This is a genomic window from Sphingomonas sp. GC_Shp_3, assembly GCF_026540945.1.
In the GTDB taxonomy this organism is placed as follows: domain Bacteria; phylum Pseudomonadota; class Alphaproteobacteria; order Sphingomonadales; family Sphingomonadaceae; genus Sphingomonas.
In genome coordinates, this window is the sequence record NZ_JALNUT010000002.1 from 425037 (window position 1) to 446413 (window position 21377).

Annotated in this window: 22 protein-coding genes; 7 read left to right on the plus strand and 15 right to left on the minus strand. The window is 65.3% G+C overall.

Features of this window, described 5'->3' with window-relative positions; genetic code table 11:
- Nucleotides 1-25: 25 nt before the first annotated feature.
- From OXR00_RS07690 to OXR00_RS07700, 3 genes are all read right to left on the minus strand, one after another.
- Nucleotides 26-2158, minus strand: a complete 2133-nt coding sequence (locus OXR00_RS07690; protein ID WP_267387582.1) for an AAA family ATPase — start codon at nt 2156-2158, stop codon at nt 26-28.
- Nucleotides 2159-2204: 46 nt separating this feature from the next.
- Entirely contained in the window at nt 2205-3464 is a 1260-nt protein-coding gene (locus OXR00_RS07695) for an outer membrane beta-barrel protein (protein ID WP_267387583.1), read from the minus strand.
- Nucleotides 3465-3577: 113 nt separating this feature from the next.
- Nucleotides 3578-4132 carry a polysaccharide biosynthesis/export family protein gene (locus OXR00_RS07700; protein ID WP_267387910.1) on the minus strand — a complete coding sequence of 185 codons (555 nt, stop codon included), beginning with the start codon at nt 4130-4132 and terminating at the stop codon, nt 3578-3580.
- A gap of 513 nt (nt 4133-4645) precedes the next feature.
- Between OXR00_RS07700 and OXR00_RS07705 the strand changes: the two genes are divergently transcribed.
- Complete coding sequence (locus OXR00_RS07705) at nt 4646-4948, plus strand: DUF1972 domain-containing protein (protein WP_267387584.1); 303 nt, start codon at nt 4646-4648, stop codon at nt 4946-4948.
- A gap of 41 nt (nt 4949-4989) precedes the next feature.
- A complete protein-coding gene (locus tag OXR00_RS07710) occupies nt 4990-5745 on the plus strand; it encodes a glycosyltransferase (RefSeq protein ID WP_267387586.1) in 756 nt (251 codons plus the stop codon).
- A gap of 27 nt (nt 5746-5772) precedes the next feature.
- On the opposite strand, the gene OXR00_RS07715 is transcribed toward OXR00_RS07710, so the two are convergent.
- The 8 genes from OXR00_RS07715 to OXR00_RS07750 form a co-directional block, all read right to left on the minus strand.
- Entirely contained in the window at nt 5773-6990 is a 1218-nt protein-coding gene (locus OXR00_RS07715) for a glycosyltransferase (protein ID WP_267387588.1), read from the minus strand.
- Between the two features lies 1 nt (nt 6991).
- Nucleotides 6992-8161 (minus strand): glycosyltransferase family 4 protein, encoded by a 1170-nt coding sequence (locus tag OXR00_RS07720; RefSeq protein WP_267387911.1) that lies wholly within the window; start codon nt 8159-8161, stop codon nt 6992-6994.
- 5 nt (nt 8162-8166) lie between these two features.
- On the minus strand, nt 8167-9231 hold the full coding sequence (rfbB, locus tag OXR00_RS07725; RefSeq protein ID WP_267387589.1) for a dTDP-glucose 4,6-dehydratase: 1065 nt from the start codon (nt 9229-9231) through the stop codon (nt 8167-8169).
- A 52-nt stretch (nt 9232-9283) separates the two neighbouring features.
- Entirely contained in the window at nt 9284-11413 is a 2130-nt protein-coding gene (locus OXR00_RS07730) for an acyltransferase family protein (protein WP_267387590.1), read from the minus strand.
- Complete coding sequence (gene rfbD / locus OXR00_RS07735) at nt 11406-12263, minus strand: dTDP-4-dehydrorhamnose reductase (RefSeq protein ID WP_267387593.1); 858 nt, start codon at nt 12261-12263, stop codon at nt 11406-11408. Before rfbD ends, OXR00_RS07730 begins: the two co-directional genes overlap by 8 nt.
- Nucleotides 12260-12805 carry a dTDP-4-dehydrorhamnose 3,5-epimerase gene (gene rfbC / locus OXR00_RS07740; protein ID WP_267387596.1) on the minus strand — a complete coding sequence of 182 codons (546 nt, stop codon included), beginning with the start codon at nt 12803-12805 and terminating at the stop codon, nt 12260-12262. Before rfbC ends, rfbD begins: the two co-directional genes overlap by 4 nt.
- Nucleotides 12802-13683, minus strand: a complete 882-nt coding sequence (rfbA, locus tag OXR00_RS07745) for a glucose-1-phosphate thymidylyltransferase RfbA (protein ID WP_267387599.1) — start codon at nt 13681-13683, stop codon at nt 12802-12804. Before rfbA ends, rfbC begins: the two co-directional genes overlap by 4 nt.
- A gap of 190 nt (nt 13684-13873) precedes the next feature.
- Nucleotides 13874-15142, minus strand: coding sequence for a hypothetical protein (locus tag OXR00_RS07750; RefSeq protein WP_267387602.1), 1269 nt, complete (start codon nt 15140-15142; stop codon nt 13874-13876).
- A gap of 107 nt (nt 15143-15249) precedes the next feature.
- Between OXR00_RS07750 and OXR00_RS07755 the strand changes: the two genes are divergently transcribed.
- Genes OXR00_RS07755 through OXR00_RS07775 form a run of 5 tightly spaced genes read left to right on the plus strand, consistent with a single transcriptional unit; the run spans nt 15250 to nt 18381 of the window.
- Complete coding sequence (locus tag OXR00_RS07755) at nt 15250-15969, plus strand: alpha/beta hydrolase (protein ID WP_267387605.1); 720 nt, start codon at nt 15250-15252, stop codon at nt 15967-15969.
- Nucleotides 15966-16721, plus strand: a complete 756-nt coding sequence (locus tag OXR00_RS07760) for a hypothetical protein (protein WP_267387607.1) — start codon at nt 15966-15968, stop codon at nt 16719-16721. Before OXR00_RS07755 ends, OXR00_RS07760 begins: the two co-directional genes overlap by 4 nt.
- 60 nt (nt 16722-16781) lie before the next feature.
- Nucleotides 16782-17198, plus strand: coding sequence for a VOC family protein (locus tag OXR00_RS07765; RefSeq protein ID WP_267387609.1), 417 nt, complete (start codon nt 16782-16784; stop codon nt 17196-17198).
- A gap of 4 nt (nt 17199-17202) precedes the next feature.
- Nucleotides 17203-17937 (plus strand): hydroxyacylglutathione hydrolase, encoded by a 735-nt coding sequence (gene gloB, locus OXR00_RS07770; protein WP_267387611.1) that lies wholly within the window; start codon nt 17203-17205, stop codon nt 17935-17937.
- A 39-nt stretch (nt 17938-17976) separates the two neighbouring features.
- Nucleotides 17977-18381, plus strand: coding sequence for a hypothetical protein (locus tag OXR00_RS07775; protein ID WP_267387613.1), 405 nt, complete (start codon nt 17977-17979; stop codon nt 18379-18381).
- Nucleotide 18382: 1 nt separating this feature from the next.
- Here the strand turns inward: OXR00_RS07775 and OXR00_RS07780 are convergent, their stop codons facing one another.
- From OXR00_RS07780 to OXR00_RS07795, 4 genes are read right to left on the minus strand one after another with little or no spacing between them, the layout of a single operon-like run.
- Entirely contained in the window at nt 18383-18916 is a 534-nt protein-coding gene (locus tag OXR00_RS07780; RefSeq protein ID WP_267387615.1) for a TlpA disulfide reductase family protein, read from the minus strand.
- 52 nt (nt 18917-18968) lie between these two features.
- Entirely contained in the window at nt 18969-20264 is a 1296-nt protein-coding gene (gene hslU / locus OXR00_RS07785) for an ATP-dependent protease ATPase subunit HslU (protein ID WP_267387617.1), read from the minus strand.
- 14 nt (nt 20265-20278) lie between these two features.
- Nucleotides 20279-20851, minus strand: a complete 573-nt coding sequence (gene hslV, locus OXR00_RS07790) for an ATP-dependent protease subunit HslV (protein ID WP_267387619.1) — start codon at nt 20849-20851, stop codon at nt 20279-20281.
- Nucleotides 20852-20909: 58 nt separating this feature from the next.
- Nucleotides 20910-21278 (minus strand): hypothetical protein, encoded by a 369-nt coding sequence (locus tag OXR00_RS07795; RefSeq protein WP_267387620.1) that lies wholly within the window; start codon nt 21276-21278, stop codon nt 20910-20912.
- Between the last annotated feature and the right edge of the window lie 99 nt (nt 21279-21377).

A 21377-nucleotide genomic window follows, 5' to 3' on the forward strand; every position in this document is an offset into this window, starting at 1 on the left:
CGCCAACCGCGCTCAGACCACCCGATTATGCGCTCCGGTAATATCCGGCGTATTTGCGCGAGTAGTAATACAAGCCGCCGACACCTTCCGCACCCGCCCCGACCATCGCATACACCATGCCGATCGGGTTGGCGCCGTCGGTCCGCAGCCAGTTGATCGCGGAGGAGGCCGCCGCCGCCGGTGTATCGTCCCACTTCACCACCAGAATCGTCGCATCCGCCAGCGCCGCCAGGAAACGGCCGTCGGCAAGACCCATCAATGGTGGCAGATCGAGCACGATGTGATCGTAGCGTCCTCGCAATTCGTTGAGCAGCCGATCCATCGCGCCACCGCCGAAGATATCCTCCGAGCTGAAATAGCGCGAGACGACCAGCATGTGGTCGAGCCCCGGCACGTCGCCCGGCACGATCGCCTCGTCCACCCTCGCATCGCCGTGCAGCACCTCGACCAGACCAGTGCGCGGCGGCGCGCCCTTGACCATGCGCTGCATGACGGCGCGGCGAATGTCGCATTCGATCAGCAGCGTCTTGGCGTTGGCGATGGCGAGCGTGCGCGCGAACGCCAGCGCCGTCGTGCTCTTGCCCTCGCCCGGCAAGGCAGAGGTGAGCGCGATCACCTTCGGCGTCACCTGGCCACGCTGCCCCAGCACCGCCGCGCGCACGATGCGCAGTGATTCCGAGAAGAACGAGGTCGGTTCGGTGATGAGCAGATCGGCCGGATTGACACCCTTCGCGACCTTGGGGATCGCGGCGAGCATCGTCAGGCCGAGCGTGCGTTCGGCGTCCTCGGCCGAGCGCAAGCCACCCGCCATGAGTTCCTGCACCGCGATCACCACGCCGCCCGCGATCAGGCCGAGCACCAGCGCGACGGGATAGAACAAGAGCTTGTTCGGGCTGGTCGGCTTGGCTGGCGGCTGCGCGACCTCGACCACCTCGGCCGGCGCGATCGAGACGCGTGCCTCTTGCATGCTGTCGAGCGCCATCAGCGACATGCGATCGTACAGTGCACGCTTCGCGGTCGCCTCCCGCTCCAGGCCATCGGCGATCACGGCGCTACGCGTGTCGTTTGCCCGCCTGGACTCCAGATCGGTCATCGCGTGTTTCAAGCTCGCAACGCGCGCCTGCGTGGAGGCGGCATTTGCCGCCAGTGACGACATCACGCGGCGTTCTTCGTTCTGGATCAGCGTATCGATGCCGGCAAGCTGGTCGCGCACGCGGATCGTTTCCGGGTGCCGGTCGCCGTACCGCACGCCGATCTCGGCTAGGTTGCGGACCAGCTCCGCGCGCTGGCGGCGCAGATCCTGCACCACCGACGAGCTTAGCACGCCGCTGACCGAATCGCGCGCACCGCGTGCGGTCTGGCCGCGTGCCGCGTTGAGGTCCGACTGGGCGGCGGCGGCATCCGCCTGCGCGGTAGCGAGCGAGCCGGCGAGCGGCGCGATCTGTTGATCGGTGATCGTGCTGCCGTTCGAGTTGCCGCCGTCGCTCTCGACGATGCCGGCCTTGGCGCGGTAATCGGCAACCTGCGCATCGGCCGCGCGGGCATCGTCGGCGAGCTCCTTCAGGCGGCGCTCGAACCATTGCGACTGGCGGTCAGCCGCACCCGCCTTGTTGCCGATCTTCGCCGCAATATAGGCTTTGGCAAAGGCATTGGCGATGCGCGCGGATTTGATCGGATCGGGCGACGTGAAGGCAACGTCGAGGATGTAGGTCAGTTTTTCACGCTGCACCGAGAGCTTCTTCAGAACCGCGTTGGCAAGCAGCGTCTCACGGTTCTGCGGGTTCGACGGACCGGTGCCGCTATCCTTCAGCACCTTTGCGTAATCGGGATCGTTCTCCAGGTGAAATTGCTGCACGATCCCGCGCGCGAGCGACAGCGACTGGATCGTCGCGACCTCGGTTTCGATCGCCTCGGACGTAAGCTCGGCTTTGCCGTCCGCCGATTTGGTGGCGAGCGGGTTCAGCGTCGGGTCAATGCGCACTTTGGCGACGGACGAGTAGGACACGGGCAGGAACTGCACCGCGGCGATACCCAATGCCGACACGGCCAGGAAAACGATAAGCAGCACCGGCCACCGACGCATGACGGTGTCGCGAACCATCTCGACGATATCCGCGAGTTGCGCCTCGGACTGCCCGGCTTCCTGTCTGACTTCCATGAGCGTCCTGTTACCTTGCTAGAAGCGTTCTGTTCCGGAGAACGGATTAAATCCGGAAGGTCAAACCAATCTCACTGCGGATTTCATCGAATGGATTTCCGAGGACCGCCGAAGCGGCGCTGCGGTTGCCGTACTTCAGCGAAGCATCGACCATGACCCGGCGTGACGAGAGATACTGCGCGCCGAGCCCTAGTTGATAAGACTTCGCTATCAGGCCGGACTGGATGTAGCTTTGCTTGAAACGTTCCGCGATGACGTCGACCAGGACGCTGTGCCAGATCTCGCGATCCACCCGCAGCGTGAGCTGGTTATTCCAGTAAGCACCACCGGTATAGAGGCTGGTGACCTCTAGCGTCCGGCGCGCGCCGAGCAGTACGGTCGTCAACCGGGATGGGAAGACCTCAACCCTCGCTTCGACCGAAACACCGCCGACCGGTTTATAGTTCGGCGCGGTGAAGGTCTGGTGCGTATAGCCGACGCCGAGGGAGCCGCGTGCGAACCCGGGATCGTCGAAATTGAAACCACTCAGCACGCGATATGCGGTTGAATCGAGGTTCGGCAGCGTCGCGCTTAACCGCGTCTTGAACGCCTGATCCGCGTAGGATGCCTGCACGAAGAACGCCAGATCGGGCGAACGGGCATATTCGAACTGACCGGTCGCGCGCGCGACGTTGCGGTCGCGGTTTTCCTGGCTGCGGATTCCGCCGGCCAGCAACGGCAGCGGTTTGAAGCAGAATAGTGCATAGTCGGTTGCGACGGTCAGTCGCATCCGCCCGACCTGATTGACCGCGCGCAGGCTGACGAAGTCGCGGCGATACCGCGATAGCGCGGCCACGGTCGGCGCCGTTTCGCCCGAGAACTGATTTTCGGTAAGCTGTGCCGAGATCTCCTCGAGCGTGACGGTGGTGAAGCGGCCGAGGTCGACGCGGCCCCGCGCGTCGGTCTGCCAGGTCGTCTCGTTACGGCGCGGCTGGCCGATATACTGACGGAACGTGCCTGTTCCCGACAGCATCAACTGGTGTCGGCTCCAACGCGAAATCAGTTCCGCGGCTGGGGTCGTGGTCAGGAATGTCGAGGCGACGGGGTCAACGGTGTAATAGGTGTTCGAAGTGGCACCTGCCCCGGATTTGATCGACGGAAACAGATCGAATGAATTGATCCGGATCCCGACCGGGTCATAGGCTTTGCGTGGCAGTTCGAGCACGCTCTGGTTGCGGCCACGGTCGAAGCCCGGTGGGATCACCGGCGGCAGCAATAAAGATTCGCCGACCTGAGCCTGCGCGGAGCCGACCACCAACACCGGCATCGCCGCACAGATCAGCAGCCGCGTAGCCAGCGCCCTTCCAAGTGAATCAACGCCCGTAACGATGCCCGACCGAAGCGAGCGGCCGCAACTCCCCGTTTGTTGCCTGCAACCGATCAGAAGAAGCGTTCCCCGATACGCACCGTATCGCCCGGATAGATCCGCAGGTTCGGCATCGCTTGGTAGGTTTCCTCCACGGCCGCACCCTCACGTCGGATATGAACCGTGTAGCGGTCAGCACGGGGCGTGAACCCTTGCGCGGTTGCGATCGCGTTGAACGCCGTCAAGCCGATCGAGTAAGGATATTGTCCCGGCGTGGTGACTTCACCCAGGATGAAGAACGGCCGAAAGCCGACCACTTCCATATTGACCTGTGGGTTGCGAAGGTAGCCGGCGCCGTACCGGGCGGCGGCATCGCTGGCCACGTCCTCGACCCGCCGCCCAAGCGCGGGGGTCTCCCCGATCAGCGGCAGCGCCATCGTGCCGTTGGGGCCCACCAAGAACTCTCCCGACATGTCGGGCTCACGGAACACAGACATACGAACCTTGTCACCGATACCAAGCCGGTAATCGGTGACGCCCGATCGATCGGAGACGTAGCGTTCGCCCGTCGAGATGACGTTGCCGCCGTGCCCGCCGCACCCTGCCACCAGGACGAGGACGCACAACACTATCGCTGATCGGATTCCCACTAAAGCTCCCGTCACAGCGCTCTGCGGCGCGAATTGTGCTGTGCAACAATTGGCACAGCCGAGTACGCCAGGCAATATACCGCGCCATCTTGTTGCGGCGCAGCGTCGCGGGTCGAGCAACCGGCGTACGCGAAACCTGCCGATCGCAACGCGCGCCTGTGTGTCGTGAACCGAAGATCAACCAGCATGTTCGGCAGCATCGCATTTCGATGTAACGCGATGATGCTCCGCGCACAGGTTTGACGGCACACAATCTCACCACCATAGGCTTCGGTCCGGTAAGTAGGCTGCGCAACACGCAACCATACTTTCGGTACCAGTCGAGCTTGTCGCGGTCGGTTTTACCGGTGTCCCGTTCTGAAGAAGAGTCGCCTTGAAGATCGTCTTTGTGCCTGGATCGGACGGGTGCCGCATACGGGATAACGCTGCCGGCCAGTTGTGCACCACGGTGTCTCGCGCGCACCTCTCACGGGTGTGCGGCAGCGTTCCGGCATGACGCGATCGCTCATCATCCTCGGCATCCGCGGCATCCCCGCCGCGCACGGCGGGTTCGAGACGTTTGCGGAACGCCTCGCGCTTTGGCTGCGTGATCGCGGCTGGACCGTCACCATCTATTGCCAGGGTTCCGCCAGCGGCAAACGCGAAGAGGACGAGTGGGAGGGCATTCGCCGCATCCACATGCCGGTGAAGGCTAAAGGGCCGCTCGGGACCATCCAGTTCGACATCGCCTCTGCGGCGGACTCGCTGAAGATTCCCGGCACGATCCTGACGCTCGGATACAACACCGTTTCCTGAGCGGCTATCTGCGTGCGCGGCGGCGCGTTAACCTCATCAACATGGACGGGCTGGAGTGGAAGCGCGCCAAATATACCATCGGGCCGCGCGTGTTCCTGTGGGTCAACGAGCGGTTGGCCGCACTGTCGGGCCACGCCCTGATCGCCGATCATCCGTCGATCGCCGATCACCTCGCCACCCGCGCGCCGCGCACCAAGACGGTGGTGATCCCCTATGGCGGCGATCCGTTGGTCGACGTGCCGACCGCACCGCTCGCGCGCTTCGGGATCGAGCCCAACCGCTTCTTCACGCTGATCGCACGGCCCGAGCCGGAGAATTCCGTACTGGAGATCGTTCGCGCATTCTCTCGCAAGAAGCGTGGCGTCAAGCTGGTGCTGCTCGGCAAGTACGACCGCGCCAACCCCTATCACGCGACGGTGCTTGAGGCGGCGGGCCCGGAAGTGATCATGCCCGGTGCGATCTATGAACGGCTCACGGTCGACGCGCTACGGGCGCACAGCGCGGCGTATCTTCACGGCCATCAGGTCGGCGGCACCAACCCGTCGCTGGTCGAGGCGCTCGGCGCGGGCAACGCCATCATCGCGCATGATAACCGCTTCAATCGATGGGTCGCCGCGGACGCAGGGCTATACTTCGCGTCAGAGGATCAGATTTCCGACCTTATGGACCAGATCATCGCGTCCGAGCCGTTGCGCGCCGAACTGCGCACCGCCGCCGTCGCGCGCTGGCGGGAAGAGTTCACCTGGGACATGGTGCTGTCGAAATACGAAGCCTTGATCGAGAAATGGTCGGACTGACGCCCTTCCTGCCGGTCCGGACAACCGCTAGTCGACCGGGACACCCGCGATCCGCGCGATCAGCGCGATCTGGTTGGCGACGCCAACATCGCCGAACAGCCGGCGCACCTCGGCACGTCCTGCCGGCGCATGCGGATCGGCCAGCGCCGAGACGATCGCGTTGGCGAAGCCGGCTGCATCGTCGTGTACCTGGAACTGCCCGTCGACCTCCGGGCCGAACCCCTGCGCACCGATGGTCGTCGTGACGATCGGTGCGTCATAGCGCAGCATGTCGATCGACTTCACGTTGACGCCGCTACCCGATCGGATCGGGTTGATCAGCACGCGGCCGTTCGCCAGAATGCGGTCGGCGCTCGGCGCGTTCGGCACCAGTTCGATATCCGGCGCGCGCGCGAACATCGCCAACGCCGCCGCGCTCGGGTTGGCACCCGCGAACACGATGCTGAGACCCGGCCGCGCCGCGCGGAGATGCGGCAACACCGCATCGATGAACCAGCCGATGCCGCGCAGGTTGTTAGGCAGGCGCAGGTTGCCGATATAGGCGATGTCCCAGCGTTTTTCCGCCGGTGGCAGGATCGTCACCGCCCCGGCATCGGGGAAGACGGTCGGCACCCACGAAATCCGCTCGATCCCGCGTCCGCGCCAGAACGCCACGTCATCGGCGGAGATATTGAATGTCCAGGCGACGCGACGCACAAGCGCGTCTTCATACCGTTCGAGGCCAAATCGCGCGATGGTCCATGCCAGCTTCGAGCGCAGGCTGGTGGTCGCCGCCGCCTGCTGGGCGAGATAGCGATGTTCGATGTTATGGCCGCGCAGTATCGCCGGCACCCCGCACGCCCGCGCTAGTGTCTCGCCGAGCACACCGCCATAGATGTTATCAATTACCACCGCCGCCGGCGCAAACGCCATCGCCTCGCGCGTCAGCCGCTTCCGCGTCGTCGCAGCTGGGATGCGCGAGGCGACATGGCTGGGATAGCGGCCGAGCCGCGCGATCCTTGCCGCCAGCGCGGGCGGGCGGTGCGGGATCGGCAACACGTCGATTGCCTCGAATGTGTCGCGCAACACGCGTTCGTCCTCGGGCGAAACCGGTGGATCGTTGGGCGACCGCCAGCAGATCAGCCGCAACCGCCAGCCCTGTGCGGCAAATGCGCGCCAGCGATGATACTGATCCACCTTGTGGCCGTGATTGGGCGGATACGGCAAATCGTTGGTCAGAACGATCAGGCGCTTGTCGGCGGCCATGTTATTCCCCCTGCGCAATTGGAGCGGGCGCCTGACCGGCCAGCATCGTCGCGGCAATATCGGCGATGCGGCGCATGTAGAGGCGTTCATCGAAACACTCGGCGAAACGCGCCTGCCCTGCCCGGCCCTTCGTCACCGCCAGCGCAGGATCGGCAAGATAGCGCTGGATCGCGGCCGCCAGCGCTGCGGGGTTGCCGGGCGGGACGTGCGTCCCGCTCACCCCGTCGACGACGATCTCGGCAAGCCCGCCATGCCCCGCAGCCACCACCGCACAGCCTGCTGCCATTGCCTCGATCGCGACGAGTCCGAACGGCTCGGGCTCGGTCGAGGGCACCGCGACCACGTCGGCCCATCGATAGTGTTCGGCAGGATCGGGCGTGAACGGCATCACCGTGACGCAATCCTGCAGATTCAGCCGTTCGATACGATCGCTAATCGCGTCGGCGAAGTGGTCCTGCCCCTCGTAGGCGCTGCCGACCAGCCGCACCGCCAGCCGCGCGCGCTCCTCCGGTTCGAGCAGCGCAAGCGCGTCGAGCAGCAGCGGCTGACCTTTCCAGGCGTTGAAACGCCCGATCAGCAGCAACTGCAACGGCCCGGCGCTGACCCCGCGAGACAGGACCGGCACGGTGCGCGTACCGTTCCAGACGATGACGGCGGGCTTCGCGTCGAGCCAGTGAAAGCCGCAACGGGTCGCGTCGGAAATATACACCAGCACGCTGCGCGACAGCCACAGCAGCGCGGAAAACGCGATCCGAGTCACGCCCGTCGGGAGTTCGTGGACATGAGTGAGAACCCGCTTGCGCTGCAACCGGCTCGCCAGCAGATGATCGAGCACCACTACCGTGTTGATATAGGTGAGGTCATGTGCGGCTATCGCACGCCGCGCGCGGCGCATCGCCGCGATCAGCGCGGGCAAGCGGAGCAGGAACTGCGGGCCGAACTCACTGCGGCGTAGCACGAATATGTCCTGGTACCGGATATCCTCCACGATCTCCGCCATGGGTTCAGACAGCGGGCCGGGTCCGGGCAGCAGCACCGTGATCCGCGCCGCAGGCCAACGTTCCCGCAGCGCCCGCACCGATTGCAGAAACGTGCGATCGGACCCGTAAAGTTCGCGATTAGGGTGAACGCACAGGATCGACGGCGCCTCTGTCGCGACCACGTCCCCCATTCGGCTCACAGCGCAGCGCGGCGCAGCAGCGGCTGCCACCAATCCTCGCGGGCGAGATACCAGACCAGCGTCTCGGCGAACCCTTGCGGGAAATCACGCTTGGGCTCGTAGCCAAGTTCGCCCCGGATCTTGCTCTCGTCGATCGCGTAGCGGCGGTCGTGGCCCTTGCGATCGGTTACGTAGGTCTTGAGCTCGAGGCTCGATTCGCCGTTCGCCGCCGGTGCGTCCGGGAACCGCCTGGCGAGCTCCGGATCGGCGGCGAAGGCGGCATCGACGCCGCGGCAGATCTCCTCGATCACCGCGACGTTGGGCAGTTCCTGCCCGCCGCCGACGTTGTAGACCTCGCCGACACGGCCCTTCTTCAGGATCAGCTCGATCGCGTAGCAATGGTCCTCGACGTGCAGCCAGTCGCGCACGTTCATGCCGTCGCCGTAGATCGGCAGGTTACGCCCGGACAGCGCGTTCAGCGTGAACAGCGGGATCAGCTTCTCGGGAAACTGGAACGGGCCGTAGTTGTTCGAGCAGTTGCTGGTGGTCGTCTGAAGGCCATAGGTGTGATGATAGGCCCGCACGAGATGGTCGGACCCGGCCTTGGACGCTGAATAGGGTGAGTTCGGTGCGTAGGCCGTCGTCTCGCTGAAGGCGGCATCGTCGGGGTCGAGCGAGCCGTACACTTCGTCGGTCGAGACATGGTGGAAGCGGTGTGGACGGCCGGTGCCGGTGTCCAGCCACGCCGTCTTCGCCGCCTTCAGCAGGCTGTGCGTGCCGACCACGTTGGTGGTGACGAACGCATCCGGCCCTGTGATCGAACGATCGACATGGCTCTCGGCGGCGAAATGGACGAGCGTGTCGACCCCGCGCTCACGAAGCAACCTGCCGACCAGATCGGTATTGCAGATATCCCCCTCGACGAGATCGATCTGATCGAGCCCGTCGAGATTGGCGCGGTTGCCCGCATAGGTCAGCGCATCCAGCACGACGATGGCATCGTCCGGGTTCACCTTGCGCCAGTGATGCACGAAGTTTGCGCCGATGAAGCCGGCGCCGCCGGTCACGAGAATGGTAGTCATAGCGTTTGCGATCCTGTCAGGGCGATCGGATGTGTCGTTGAAGCGCTGTTCGTCATGGTGATACGCCGCGCCTCACAACTGGTTTGGCAGTGCGCGCGCTGGCGTTCGCCACGGTCCTGTCCAGTATTGCAAGAAAGTCCGGCAGCAGCAGGTCATCCCCGAATGCGGTAAGATGATGCGTATCATAATAGATCGGCTTGCCGTCTTTGTAGCCATTGCAGAAATGAGCGTCACACAGCATCGGCAACGGGTCCCACAAGTGGATCGCAGGCAGGTGCTGCTGGATCGACACCAGCGCGGCGAGCGGGCGGCTGCGGCGTTGTTCGATCTCCGCGCGCGGTACGCGCCAGCCGGGGCGGCAATAATCGTTGTCCCGGTTGAACCAGTCGGCGCAGCGAAACACCGCTGTCGGCATATTGGGCTTCGGCGCCTCGATGATAATCGACAGCCCCTGCTTCAGAAAACCGCCGAGCAGCGCCTGCGACCGTGCGATCTTTGCCGGGTCGAGCGGCAACTCCGCCTTGCCCAGACCCGTGTCGGCGGGAACCGCATCGTCCCAAATCTTGCGGTAGAGCGGCGTATACAGGCCGGGCAGGAACAGCAGATCGCCCGGCTTCGCTGCCGCACGCACTTCGGCCAGCGCAGCGTCGCGGAAGCCTTCGCAGCCGGCAAGAAGCACCGAATCGTCGATATCGAGCACGCGGCAACCGCCCGACCAGTACAGCACGATCGGGGTCGCGCGTCGCGCCGCGACGTGGTTCATCATCAACTGATAGGCGCCGGCATGGGAATCGCCGACGACGAAGATGCGGCGCGGCGCGACCGACGCGCAGGTCGGACGATAGCTGATTTTCAGGCCGGTGCCGAAATCGGCGCTACTCCGCGCGATCGGACAGGTTCCGGCCGGCTCGGCGACAGCAACCCGAGCAGGATCCCAGATCTCAACTTCGTTCGAGGCTGCAAGGCCAAGACGCGGTTTTTCGTGCAACAACGCAAGACAAGTACCGGCGATGACGACGCCGACCAAAGCGTAGATCCCGAAAAATAACGGCGTTCCCAGCGCGAGCAGACGGCGATCATGCCGCAGCGGCCGTTCGACGAAGTGATAGCTCATCAGTGCGAGCGCCAGCATCAACGCAACGGCGATCAGTTGCAGCGGCAGCGTGTCGAGCCCGACCGTCCAGCGCATCAGCACCACCACGCCCCAATGCCACAGATAGAGCGAGTAACTGAGATCTCCAAAAAAGCGTAACCCGCGTAATTGGAGCAGTCGGTCAAGCCAACCGCCCGGGGCAAGCCAGACGATCGCAATCACCACGGCGGTCGCGAAACACGGCACCAGCGCGCCCGGCCACGGAAAAGCGTTTGTCGATGTAAGAACGAGACTTGCCAGCAACGTGCCCAATACTGGCACCGAACCGGCTGCTACGACGCGGCTGCGACCGGCTAAGGCGACGCCGCGTACCAGTCGGAAGCCTTGATAGCGCAGCAAAAAGCCGATCCCCAGTTCCCACAATCGCGTCGGCAGCATGTAGAAGGCAAAGGCCGGCCAGCGATGCGTGAAGTACCATGCCGAGGCGAGCGACAGCAGGCAGGCGGCGACCACCGCCGCGACGGACAACATCCTCAGGCGTGGGCTGCTCGGCTTCCTGACGATCAACCAGTAGGAGAAGATCGGGAACAGGACGTAATATTGCTCCTCCACCGCCAGCGACCATGTATGCGTGAAGGTGTTGTATTCACTGGACGTCGCGAAATAGCTTCCGGCTTTCCAGAGCAGTACGACGTTGCTGGCGCCGAACAATGCGGCGATACCGGTCGCCTCGACATATCGGGTCACATCCGACGTCGGCAACACCAGAACCCCAAGGGCCACCACCACCAGAACATACAGGTAGATGGCCGGCAGGATGCGCAGGAAGCGACGACGGTAGAACCAGAAGAAATACGCGCGGAAGGAACTGACCCGTACGTCCGAAACCGAGTGCGCGACCACGAACCCGGAGATCACGAAGAACACGTCCACGCCGACAAAGCCACCGGGCAGCCAGTGCGGGTTGACGTGGAATACCACCACCGACAACACCGCGATCGCGCGCAAGCCGCTGATCCCGCCGATAAACCGCGATCGTGCGCGGGGCGCGACATCGAGACCGGCGGACGCCGCCGCCTGCTCAGCCATGCGCAACGATTTCGGCGATCATGGTGCGCAGGTTGGTACGCCAGTGCGGGGTCGGGCCGCCGAGCGCGGCGAAGGTCGAAGCCTTGTCGAGCACCGAGTAGCTCGGCCGTTTGGCAGGCGTGGGGAAGTCGCTTGTGGCGATCGGGATCACCGGCGCTTGCGTGGACAAGAGGCCAGCGGCAAGCGCCTCCTCCTGAATCGCGACGGCGAAGTCGTACCAACTCGCCACGCCCGCATCGGTGTAGTGGTGGATGCCGGTGACGCCCTGCCCCACCATCGCCCACAGCGCTGCGGCCAGCCCCGGCGCATAGGTGGGCGTGCCGATCTGGTCGACGACAACGCGGACCTCGCGGCGTTCGCGCATCAGGCGGAGCATCGTGCGCACGAAGTTGCCGCCGGTCGGCGCATACACCCAGGCGGTGCGCACGATCAGCGCGCCGGGACCGGCCAGCCGCTCCCCGGCGAGCTTGGTGCGACCATAGGCGCTTAAGGGGTTGGTCGCGGCACTGGGCGTGTAGGGCGTGCCGGCCTGACCATCGAAAACAAAGTCGGTCGAGACATGCACCAGCTTGGCGCCATGCTTCTCGGCCGCATCGGCGAGGAGGCCGACCGCCGCCGCGTTAACGGCATAAGCCGAAGCTTCGTCGCTTTCGGCTTTGTCGACAGCGGTATAGCCAGCGGCGTTGAGGATCAGATCGGGCGTTTCCGTCGCAACCACCGCGTAGACGCTGGCCGCATCGGTGATGTCGAGCGTGGTGCGCTCAAGGGCCACAAGCTCGACACCTTCGGGCGCGGTGACGGCGAGACAACGGCCGAGCTGGCCATCCGCGCCGACGATCAGCGCCTTCATGCAAAACCCTTGATATTGGCAAGCGGCGTGCCGGCGATGTCGCTTGCGGACAAGTTGAGCTCGAGCCCATCGAGCGGCCAGTCGATGCCGAGCGAGGGGTCGTTCCACAGCAGCGAATGTTCGCTCGCCGGCTCATAGAGCGCGGTGCACTTGTAGAGAAAGTCGGTATCATCCTCGAGAGTGAGGAAGCCATGCGCGAAGCCGGGCGGCACCCAGAACATCCGCTTGTTGGCGGCCGACAGCTCGACGCCGACCCACTTGCCGAAATGCGGCGACGAGCGGCGCACGTCGACCGCGACGTCCCACACTGCACCTGCGGTCACGCGGACCAGCTTGCCCTGTGGATTGGGGTTCTGGAAGTGCAGCCCGCGCAGCACGCCCTTGGCCGAACGGCTGTGGTTGTCCTGCACGAAGGCGAGGTCGAGCCCGCCATCGCGGAACTTGGCGACGTTCCAGCTTTCCAGGAAGAAGCCGCGATCATCGCCGAACACTGCCGGCTCGACGATGATCGGCCCCGGGACGGCGGTCTCGATGAACTTCATGCGATCACCTTGCCGTCGAGCAGATCGAGCAGATACTGGCCGTAGCCGCTCTTGCGCAAAGGCCCGGCGATGCGTTCGAGCTGGGCGTCGTCGATGAAGCCCTGTCGCCAGGCGATCTCCTCGGGGCAGGCGATCTTGAGGCCCTGCCGCTCCTCGGTGATCCGCACGTAGAGTGCTGCATCGAGCAGCGAGCCGTGCGTGCCGGTGTCGAGCCACGCATAGCCGCGCCCCATGATCTCGACCGAGAGCTTGCCCGCTTCGAGATACAGCCGGTTGAGGTCAGTGATCTCGAGTTCACCGCGCGGGCTTGGCTTGAGATCCCGCGCCAGCGCAACCGCATCCTGATCGTAGAAATACAACCCGGTCACCGCATAGTTCGACTTCGGCTGTTCGGGCTTTTCCTCGATCGTCTCGGCGCGGCCGTTAGCATCGAACGAGACTACGCCGTAGGCGGTCGCGTCCTTGACGTAATAGCCGAACACTGTCGCGCCTGCATCACGGTCGGAGGCGCGGCGCAGCAGGGCGGGCAGGCCATGGCCGTAGAAGATGTTGTCGCCGAGCACGAGCGCCGAGGGCATGTCACCAACGAAGTCGGCGCCGATATGATACGCCTGCGCAAGACCCGCCGGCCCGGGCTGTACCGCATACTCCAGCACCATGCCGAGCTCTCTACCGTCGCCGAGCAGTGCCTTGAACGCCGCCTGATCGTGCGGGGTGGTGATGATGAGCACCTCGCGGATCCCCGCCATCATCAGCGTCGACAGCGGGTAATAGATCATCGGCTTGTCGTAGATCGGCATCAGCTGCTTCGACACGCCCTTGGTCAGCGGATACAGTCGCGTGCCCGAGCCGCCCGCGAGAATCATACCCTTGCGCAAAGTCGACCCCTGTTGTTGCTGTGTTCTACGTACCTGACCAGCTACAGGCTGTAATGCAGCATTCCAAACCGCTAGAACTTTGATGATCAACGGCTGTCGCTAGGCGGTTACACAGTGCCCGGATCAGCATACCAGTATCGCCGACACTCCTTATACGGGCGTTCACACCGCCGGAAAGACCGTTTCAGGATCATCCCGCCACCAAAGTGGGACTGGTAATTACCGGCGCAGCGGTACTCATCAGGTGCCACCCGGTTGGCAGATAATCGACCGACATATAGAAGTAGAAGGCGCAACTTCCGTCATGGCGGTAGCTGCCGCCCTTCAGGATGCCGAATGCGGTCGTGCCGCTGAACACCGGTGCACCGCTGTCGCCGCCCTTGCAGGTCGGCCCCGCCACCGTGACCCAGTTGGGCAGACACGCTCCGCCGCACAACTCACCACCCGGCGCGAAATCCGTCAGCTCGACCAGCGCGCAGCTATACCCGGTGCGCTCGCCGCGGTGGCACACGAAATCGCCCGCCCGCGTCGACGCACGCGCGCGCTGGGCCGCGACCGGCCGCTCGATGGTGCGCGCGGCATCCACGAAGAACAGCGGATCGAGCGGTGCCGCGCTGAGGTTGATCTGCACATCCTGATAGCCCCAGCCCCATTGGCCGAGGTAATCGAGCGGCACCGTGCCGCCGTGCGGGTCACGGTAACTCAAAACATCCGGACAATGGGCCGCGGTCGTGACGCCGAAGCGCGTCCCGTCGGTCACGGTAAACCCGGTCGTGCAGTAATAGCGGCGGCCGTCCTCGGAATTGATCCCCTCCACGCGCGCGCCGCCTTCGGGGGCCAGGTTGATCTCGCGGCTCTCGATCTGGCGGATGCGGACCGGCACGCCGGCAATCGCGCTCATGCGCCCGCGGATCGCCGACTGTTCCGCTGGCGTCGCGCTGCCGATCGCGATCACGAGTTCGCCGGTGCGCGGGTCGAGCCCCATGCTGGGCGGAGAAGGGAGCGCGGCGCGGATCGCGGCCTGATGGTTGGTCATCGCCCACAACACCTGCTCGCGCGTCGTCTTGGCGCCAGTACGGAACAGCACGGGCACGCGCATACCAGCAGCGTCGATCACTTCGGGCGGAACCGCCGCCGTACCGGTCAACGCGACAACGATGCGGTACTGCGGCCGATGCTCGAGCGCGATACCGGCAAGACGCGCGCGAAAGCGCTCCGCCAGCGCATCGGTGGCGGTTACGCTCGCGGCTTGCGCGCGCAAGCGCCGGATCGCTTCCTCGATCGGCACATCATATTGCCGCGCATATTCGGCGCCGTCCTGAAACAGCGACTGGCTTTCACTCTGCGGTCCTGGCTCGGGTAGCGGTTGGCTCATCGCTGGCGACAGGACCTGAGCGCGGGCGACGCAGGCCCAGCCAAGCAAGGCGAACAACAGCAAAGCGAGGGTGAGGCGGCGCACGGTTCGGCCGCCTTAGCAGAGCCCACCGATCCGCATAGCCTCCCCGCGCGTTTCACATCGCCGAGCGCCACGTTGCCCGTACCGCCTCCTGCGCGTAGAGCGTCACCATGCCTGATCCCCGCCCCGCGCTCGCGTATCATTTCACACCCGGCACCGGCCCGGCGATCGTGTTCCTGCCCGGCTACGCCTCGGACATGACCGGCGCCAAGGCGCTCGCGATCGAAGCCTGGGCGAAGGCGAGCGGCCGCGCGTTCCTGCGCTTCGACTATGGCGGCTGCGGCGCGAGCGAGGGCGTGTTCGAGGAGCAGACGCTGGCGAACTGGCGCGACGATACGCTCGAACTACTCGATCAGGTGGTGGGTGCGCCGGCGGTGCTGGTCGGATCGTCGATGGGTGGCTGGCTGATGCTGCTGATCGCGCGCGACCACCCCGAAAAGGTCGCCGCGCTGGTCGGCATCGCGCCCGCGCCCGATTTCACTGATTGGGGCTTCACGATCGAGGAGAAGCTGGCACTTCTGTCCGACGGCCGGCTTGAGCGGCCCTCGCCCTATGCACCGACCCCGACCGTCTACTCGCGCGCGTTCTGGCAATCGGGCGAGGCCAACCGGCTGATGTTCGGGCCGATCGCCATCGACGTACCGGTGCGTATGATCCACGGTTTGCAGGACCGCGACGTGCCGTGGAACCGCAGCGTGCGGCTGGTCGAGCTGATCCGTTCACCCGATGTGCAGCTTACCTTCGTCAAGGACGGCGACCACCGGCTCTCGCGCGATGGCGACATCGCCCGTCTGATCGGCCTGATCGAACAAGTGATGCCCGCCGCATGATGCTCGCAATGGTTCTCGCCACACAAGCCCCGACAGCGCTGACCGCCGACATCTCTCCGGTGCGGCAGCGCTACGAACATTGCCTGGAGCTCGCCGCCAAGGACCCGCCTGCGGCGGAGAAGGAAGCGACCAGCTGGATGCTGGGCGGCGGCACCTTTCTCGCGCATCAGTGCCTCGGTCTGTCCTACACCGCACGCGATCGCTGGTCGGCGGGTGCGGCCGAGTTCGAGATCGCCGCGCGTGGCGCCGATGTCGCGCGCGATGACCGCGCGGCGTATTTCTGGGCGCAGGCCGGCAACGCCTGGCTTGCTGCCAAGGACGCGAGCAAGGCACGCGCGGACCTCGATGCCGCGCTCAGCCCGCACACGCTGGTCGGGCTGCAAAGCGGCGAGGCCTATCTTGACCGCGCGCGCGCCTATGTGGCGACCGGCGACATGGCGGCGGCGCGCGCCGATCTCGACCATGCCGTGGTCGAGGCGGACCGCGATCCGCTTGCTTGGCTGCTGTCCGCGACGCTGGCACGCCGCACCGGCGATCTGGCGCGGGCGAAAAAGGACATCGCGGAGGCGCTCGCACGCGCATCGGACGACGCCTCGGTGCAGTTGGAAGCCGGCAACATCGCCGCCAAGGATGGCGACGAGGCGGGCGCCAAGGCCGCTTGGGGCCGCGCCGCCGCACTCCAGCCGGGCAGCGCCGCCAACAAGAGCGCCATCGCCGCGCTGGCGCAATTCGACACGCCCAATACACCCTGAGGGTGGCGCGGCGTGGTCCGCGCACCTATTTGCGGGGGCGTCACAACAGGAGCCCTTGCGGTGAAATATCTCCACACCATGATCCGCGTTACCGATCCGGCAGCGACGGTGAAGTTCTTCAACCTGCTCGGGCTTGAGGAAGTGCGGCGGATCGACAGCGAAAAAGGCCGCTTCACGCTGATTTTCCTGGCAGCACCCGGGCAGCAAGGCGTCGCCGAGGTCGAGTTGACGCACAATTGGGACCCGGAAAGCTATAGCGGCGGGCGCAATTTCGGCCACCTCGCCTTTCAGGTCGACGATATCTACGACACATGCCAGCGGTTGATGGACGCTGGCGTGACGATCAACCGCCCGCCGCGCGACGGCCATATGGCGTTCGTGCGCACGCCCGACGACATCTCGGTCGAGCTGCTTCAGAACGGCCATCTCGAACCCGCCGAGCCGTGGGCGTCGATGCCGAACACCGGCGTCTGGTAAGCACATGACCGACCTCGAGATCGTCCGCGTGGCGGCGCTCACCGACAATTACATCTGGCTGATCCACGATCCGGTTGCGGACGAGACGGTGGTGGTCGATCCCGGCGAGGCGACGCCCGCGCTCGCCGAGGCCACACGGCGCGGCTGGACGATCGGGCAGGTGTGGAACACGCACTGGCACGACGATCATACCGGCGGCAATGCCGAGGTTAAGGCGGCGACCGATGCGATCATCAGCGGCCCGGCGGCGGAGGCGGCCAAGATCCCGACGCTCGACGTGAAGCTTGCAGAGGGCGATTCGGTGCGGATCGGCAGCCATGTCGCGCAGGTGATCGCCGCGCCGGGGCATACCGCCGGGCACATCCTGTTCCACCTTGCCGGCGATGCGGTGCTGCTCGCCGGCGACACGCTGTTCGCAATGGGGTGCGGCCGGTTGTTCGAAGGCACGCCGGAACAGATGTTCGCCAACATGCAGCATCTCGCTACGTTGCCTGATGAGACGCAGGTGTTCTGCGCACACGAATATACCCAATCGAACGGCCGCTACGCGCTGGTCGCGGAGCCGGATAACAGCGACATTGTGGCGCGAATGCGCGACGTCGATGCGCTGCGGGCCGCCGGCGAAGCGACGGTGCCGACCACCATCGCGCTGGAACGCGCGACCAACCCGTTCCTGCGGGCCGCGGATGTGCAGCAGTTGGCCAAACGACGCGCGGAGAAGGATAGTTTCCGGGGGTAGCGGCGTTGTAGCCAAGTCTCGCAACCGGAGGAACCGCGCGTGTACCGCTTCATCCTGCCCGTCGTTCTGCTCTGCGCCGGCACTGCCGCCTTATCGTCCGATCATGGCGTCGCGGCGCGCAAGGCCGCGGATCGCGCCAAGCTCGACAAGGCGCTCGCCGGGCTGCTACCGGGCAAGCCACAGCAGTGTCTGGACGCGCGCGATGCGGCCGGTACCGAGCGGATCGGCAACACGATCCTGTACAAACAATCCCGCAGGCTGATTTACCGCGCCGACACCAATGGCGGTTGCTACGGCCTCGACCGGGGCGACGCGATCGTTTCGCAGCAATTCGGCTCGCAATTGTGCGCGGGCGATCCGATCCGTACGATCGATCTGCTCAGCCATATTCCCAGTGGTGTGTGCACGATTCGATCGTTCGTGCCATACCGCGCACCGAAATGAGTCAGTGGGTCGCCGCCGGCACGGCGAGCGTGGTGACCGGCGCCTTTTCGGTCAACAAGGGCGCGATGATCTCGGCATAGTCGCGCGCGGTCAGCGCGTTTGCCTGTGCGTAACGGACGATCCCGGCACGATCGATGATGTAGTTGGTCGGGATCGCATTGCCGACCGCGACATAATCGCTGCCAATGTGATCGACGAGCGGGTAGTGCAGCACCTTGGTCAAAGGACGCAGCGCCGACAGCGGCGTCGGGTCCATCGCCAGCACGCCGAAAACCCGCAGGCCATATTGCGCGCCGTTGGCCTGGATCCGGTCGAGCTCGGGCATCTCCCGCTTACACGGCCCGCACCACGTTGCCCATAGATTGAGGATGACGACCTGCCCTCTCAGGTCGGCAAGCGACACCCGCTGGCCACCGGGCAGGCGCAACCGGAAATCGGGCGCGGGCTGACCCACCACGATCTTCCGCGCCGCCGCAGGTGTCGCGACGAGCGCCAATCCGGCCAGCGCCGCACCCCAAAACGTCCGAACTGCCATCGCCACATTTCCCCCGTCGCCACAATCGGCGGCGCGGGAACTGGCGTCAAGGCTACAGGACGAAGCGGCTGAGGTCGGTGTTGCGCGCGATGCTCGCGAGCTGCTTCTCGACATAGGCGGCGTCGACCAGCACCGTCTCGCCCTGACGATCCTCTGCCTCGAAGCTGACTTCCTCCAGCAGCTTCTCCATCACCGTCTGCAAGCGGCGCGCACCGATATTCTCGATCTCGCCGTTCACTTCCGCAGCGATGCGCGCGACCGCGCGGATGCCGTCTTCGGCGAACTCGACCCCGACGCCTTCGGTGCCGATCAGCGCGACGTACTGCTGGGTAAGCGATGCCTTGGTGTCGGACAGGATCGCGACGAAATCGTCCTCGGTCAGCGCCTTCAGCTCGACGCGGATCGGCAGGCGGCCCTGAAGCTCGGGCAGCAGGTCACTCGGCTTGGCTACGTGGAACGCGCCGCTCGCGATGAACAACACGTGGTCGGTCTTCATCGGCCCGTATTTGGTGGCGACGGTGGTGCCCTCGATCAGCGGGAGCAGGTCGCGCTGCACGCCTTCACGGCTGACCGAGCCGCCGCGCACGTCCGAAACTGCGATCTTGTCGATCTCGTCGAGGAAGACGATGCCGTTCTCCTCCGCATCCGTCAGCGCGACGCGGTTCAATTCGTCCTGATCGAGCCGCTTGTCCGCCTCCTCCTCGACCAGCTTTTCCCATGCGGCAGGCACGGTCAGCTTGCGCCGTTTCAGTTGCTGGCCGCCGAACGCCTTGCCCATCATCTCGGACAGGTTGATCATCTGCGGCGCGCCGCCGGGCACTTCGAACGGCATCTGCGGCGCCTGTTCGAGTTCGATCTCGATCTCGGTGGTGTCGAGATGGCCGTCACGGAAACGCTGGCGGAACGCCTCGCGGGTCGCTTCGCTCGCGCCCTTGCCGGTGAGCGCATCGAGCAGACGCGCCATCGCCGCCTCCTCCGCCTTGTCCTTCACCGCGACGCGGCGGCGTTCCTTTTCCAGCCGGATCGCCTCCTCGACGAGATCGCGCGCGATCTGTTCGACATCGCGGCCGACATAGCCGACCTCGGTGAACTTGGTCGCCTCAACCTTGATGAAGGGCGCATCGGCCAGCTTGGCGAGGCGGCGGCTGATCTCGGTCTTGCCGCAACCGGTCGGCCCGATCATCAGGATGTTCTTCGGCGAAACCTCGTCACGCAGATCGGCGCCGAGCCGCTGGCGGCGCCAGCGGTTGCGCAGCGCAACCGCCACCGCCTTCTTGGCGTCGGTCTGGCCGATGATGTGCGCGTCGAGCGCACGGACGATAGCTTTGGGAGTCAGGGCGTCGTTCATGGGGGTCTTTCGGATCAGGCGGCAGCGTCGGCGGCGTTGTCGATCGCTTCGACGGTGAGGCGTTCGTTGGTGTAGACGCACACCTCGGCGGCGATTTTCATCGCCTTGCGGCAGATCGTTTCGGCATCGGCTTCATATTCGACCAGCGCGCGCGCGGCGGCGAGCGCGTAATTGCCGCCCGATCCGATCGCGGCGATGCCCGCCTCCGGCTCCAGCACGTCGCCGTTACCGGTGAGGATCAGCGTCACGTCCTTATCGGCGACAATCATCATCGCTTCGAGATTGCGGAGGTATTTGTCGGTGCGCCAGTCCTTGGCGAGTTCGACGGCTGCGCGCAGCAATTGGCCGTGATGCTGTTCCAGCTTGCGTTCCAGCCGCTCGAACAGGGTGAAGGCATCGGCGGTCGCGCCGGCGAACCCGCCGATCACCGAGCCATCGCCCAGACGACGGACCTTACGGGCGTTGGGCTTCATCACGGTCTGGCCCTGCGTCACCTGACCGTCTCCGGCGACGACGACACGACCATTCTTGCGCACGGACAGGATCGTGGTGCCGTGCCACACCACTCGATGGGATTGTTCGCTCATGGCGGCGGATATGGGAGCGGTTTCCCGCCTCCGCAATCCGCCGCCGCGACGAAGCGGTTTAGTGGACCGCGTCGGTGTGCTTGTCGGGCGTGCCGCCGACGGGGACCGTGGCCGGGCGAAAGGCGTCGCGCTCCGCCGCGGAGACGGGGGCGGTGGGATCGGGCCGGAACGCTTCGGGCGCACGGACGCTGCCGTCGTTGTGCGGCTTGGTCGGCGCGAGATCGGGTGCGGCGTGTTCGTTGGCGGTGCGCGACGCCTTGGCGATGAGCCGGTCGAACGTCCCGAAGCGGAAGGCGGCGGCGAGACCGCCAAGCACCGCGACCGCGCCGGCCGCTAGGCCTATCGTGGCGCTGGAGCGGGTCCGCTCCGGTTTGGGAGCGTTGGTCTTGCGCGCGGCGGGTTTCGGATTTTTCGGCTTGGCGGCCATTGCATCGAGTCCTTTGTGGTGGAGGCGTTAGCTTCCCAACGGGTCGAGCGGCCGGTCCGTTCCCCCGCTTCAGAGGCGGCGGTTTGCCGGAACGTGCCG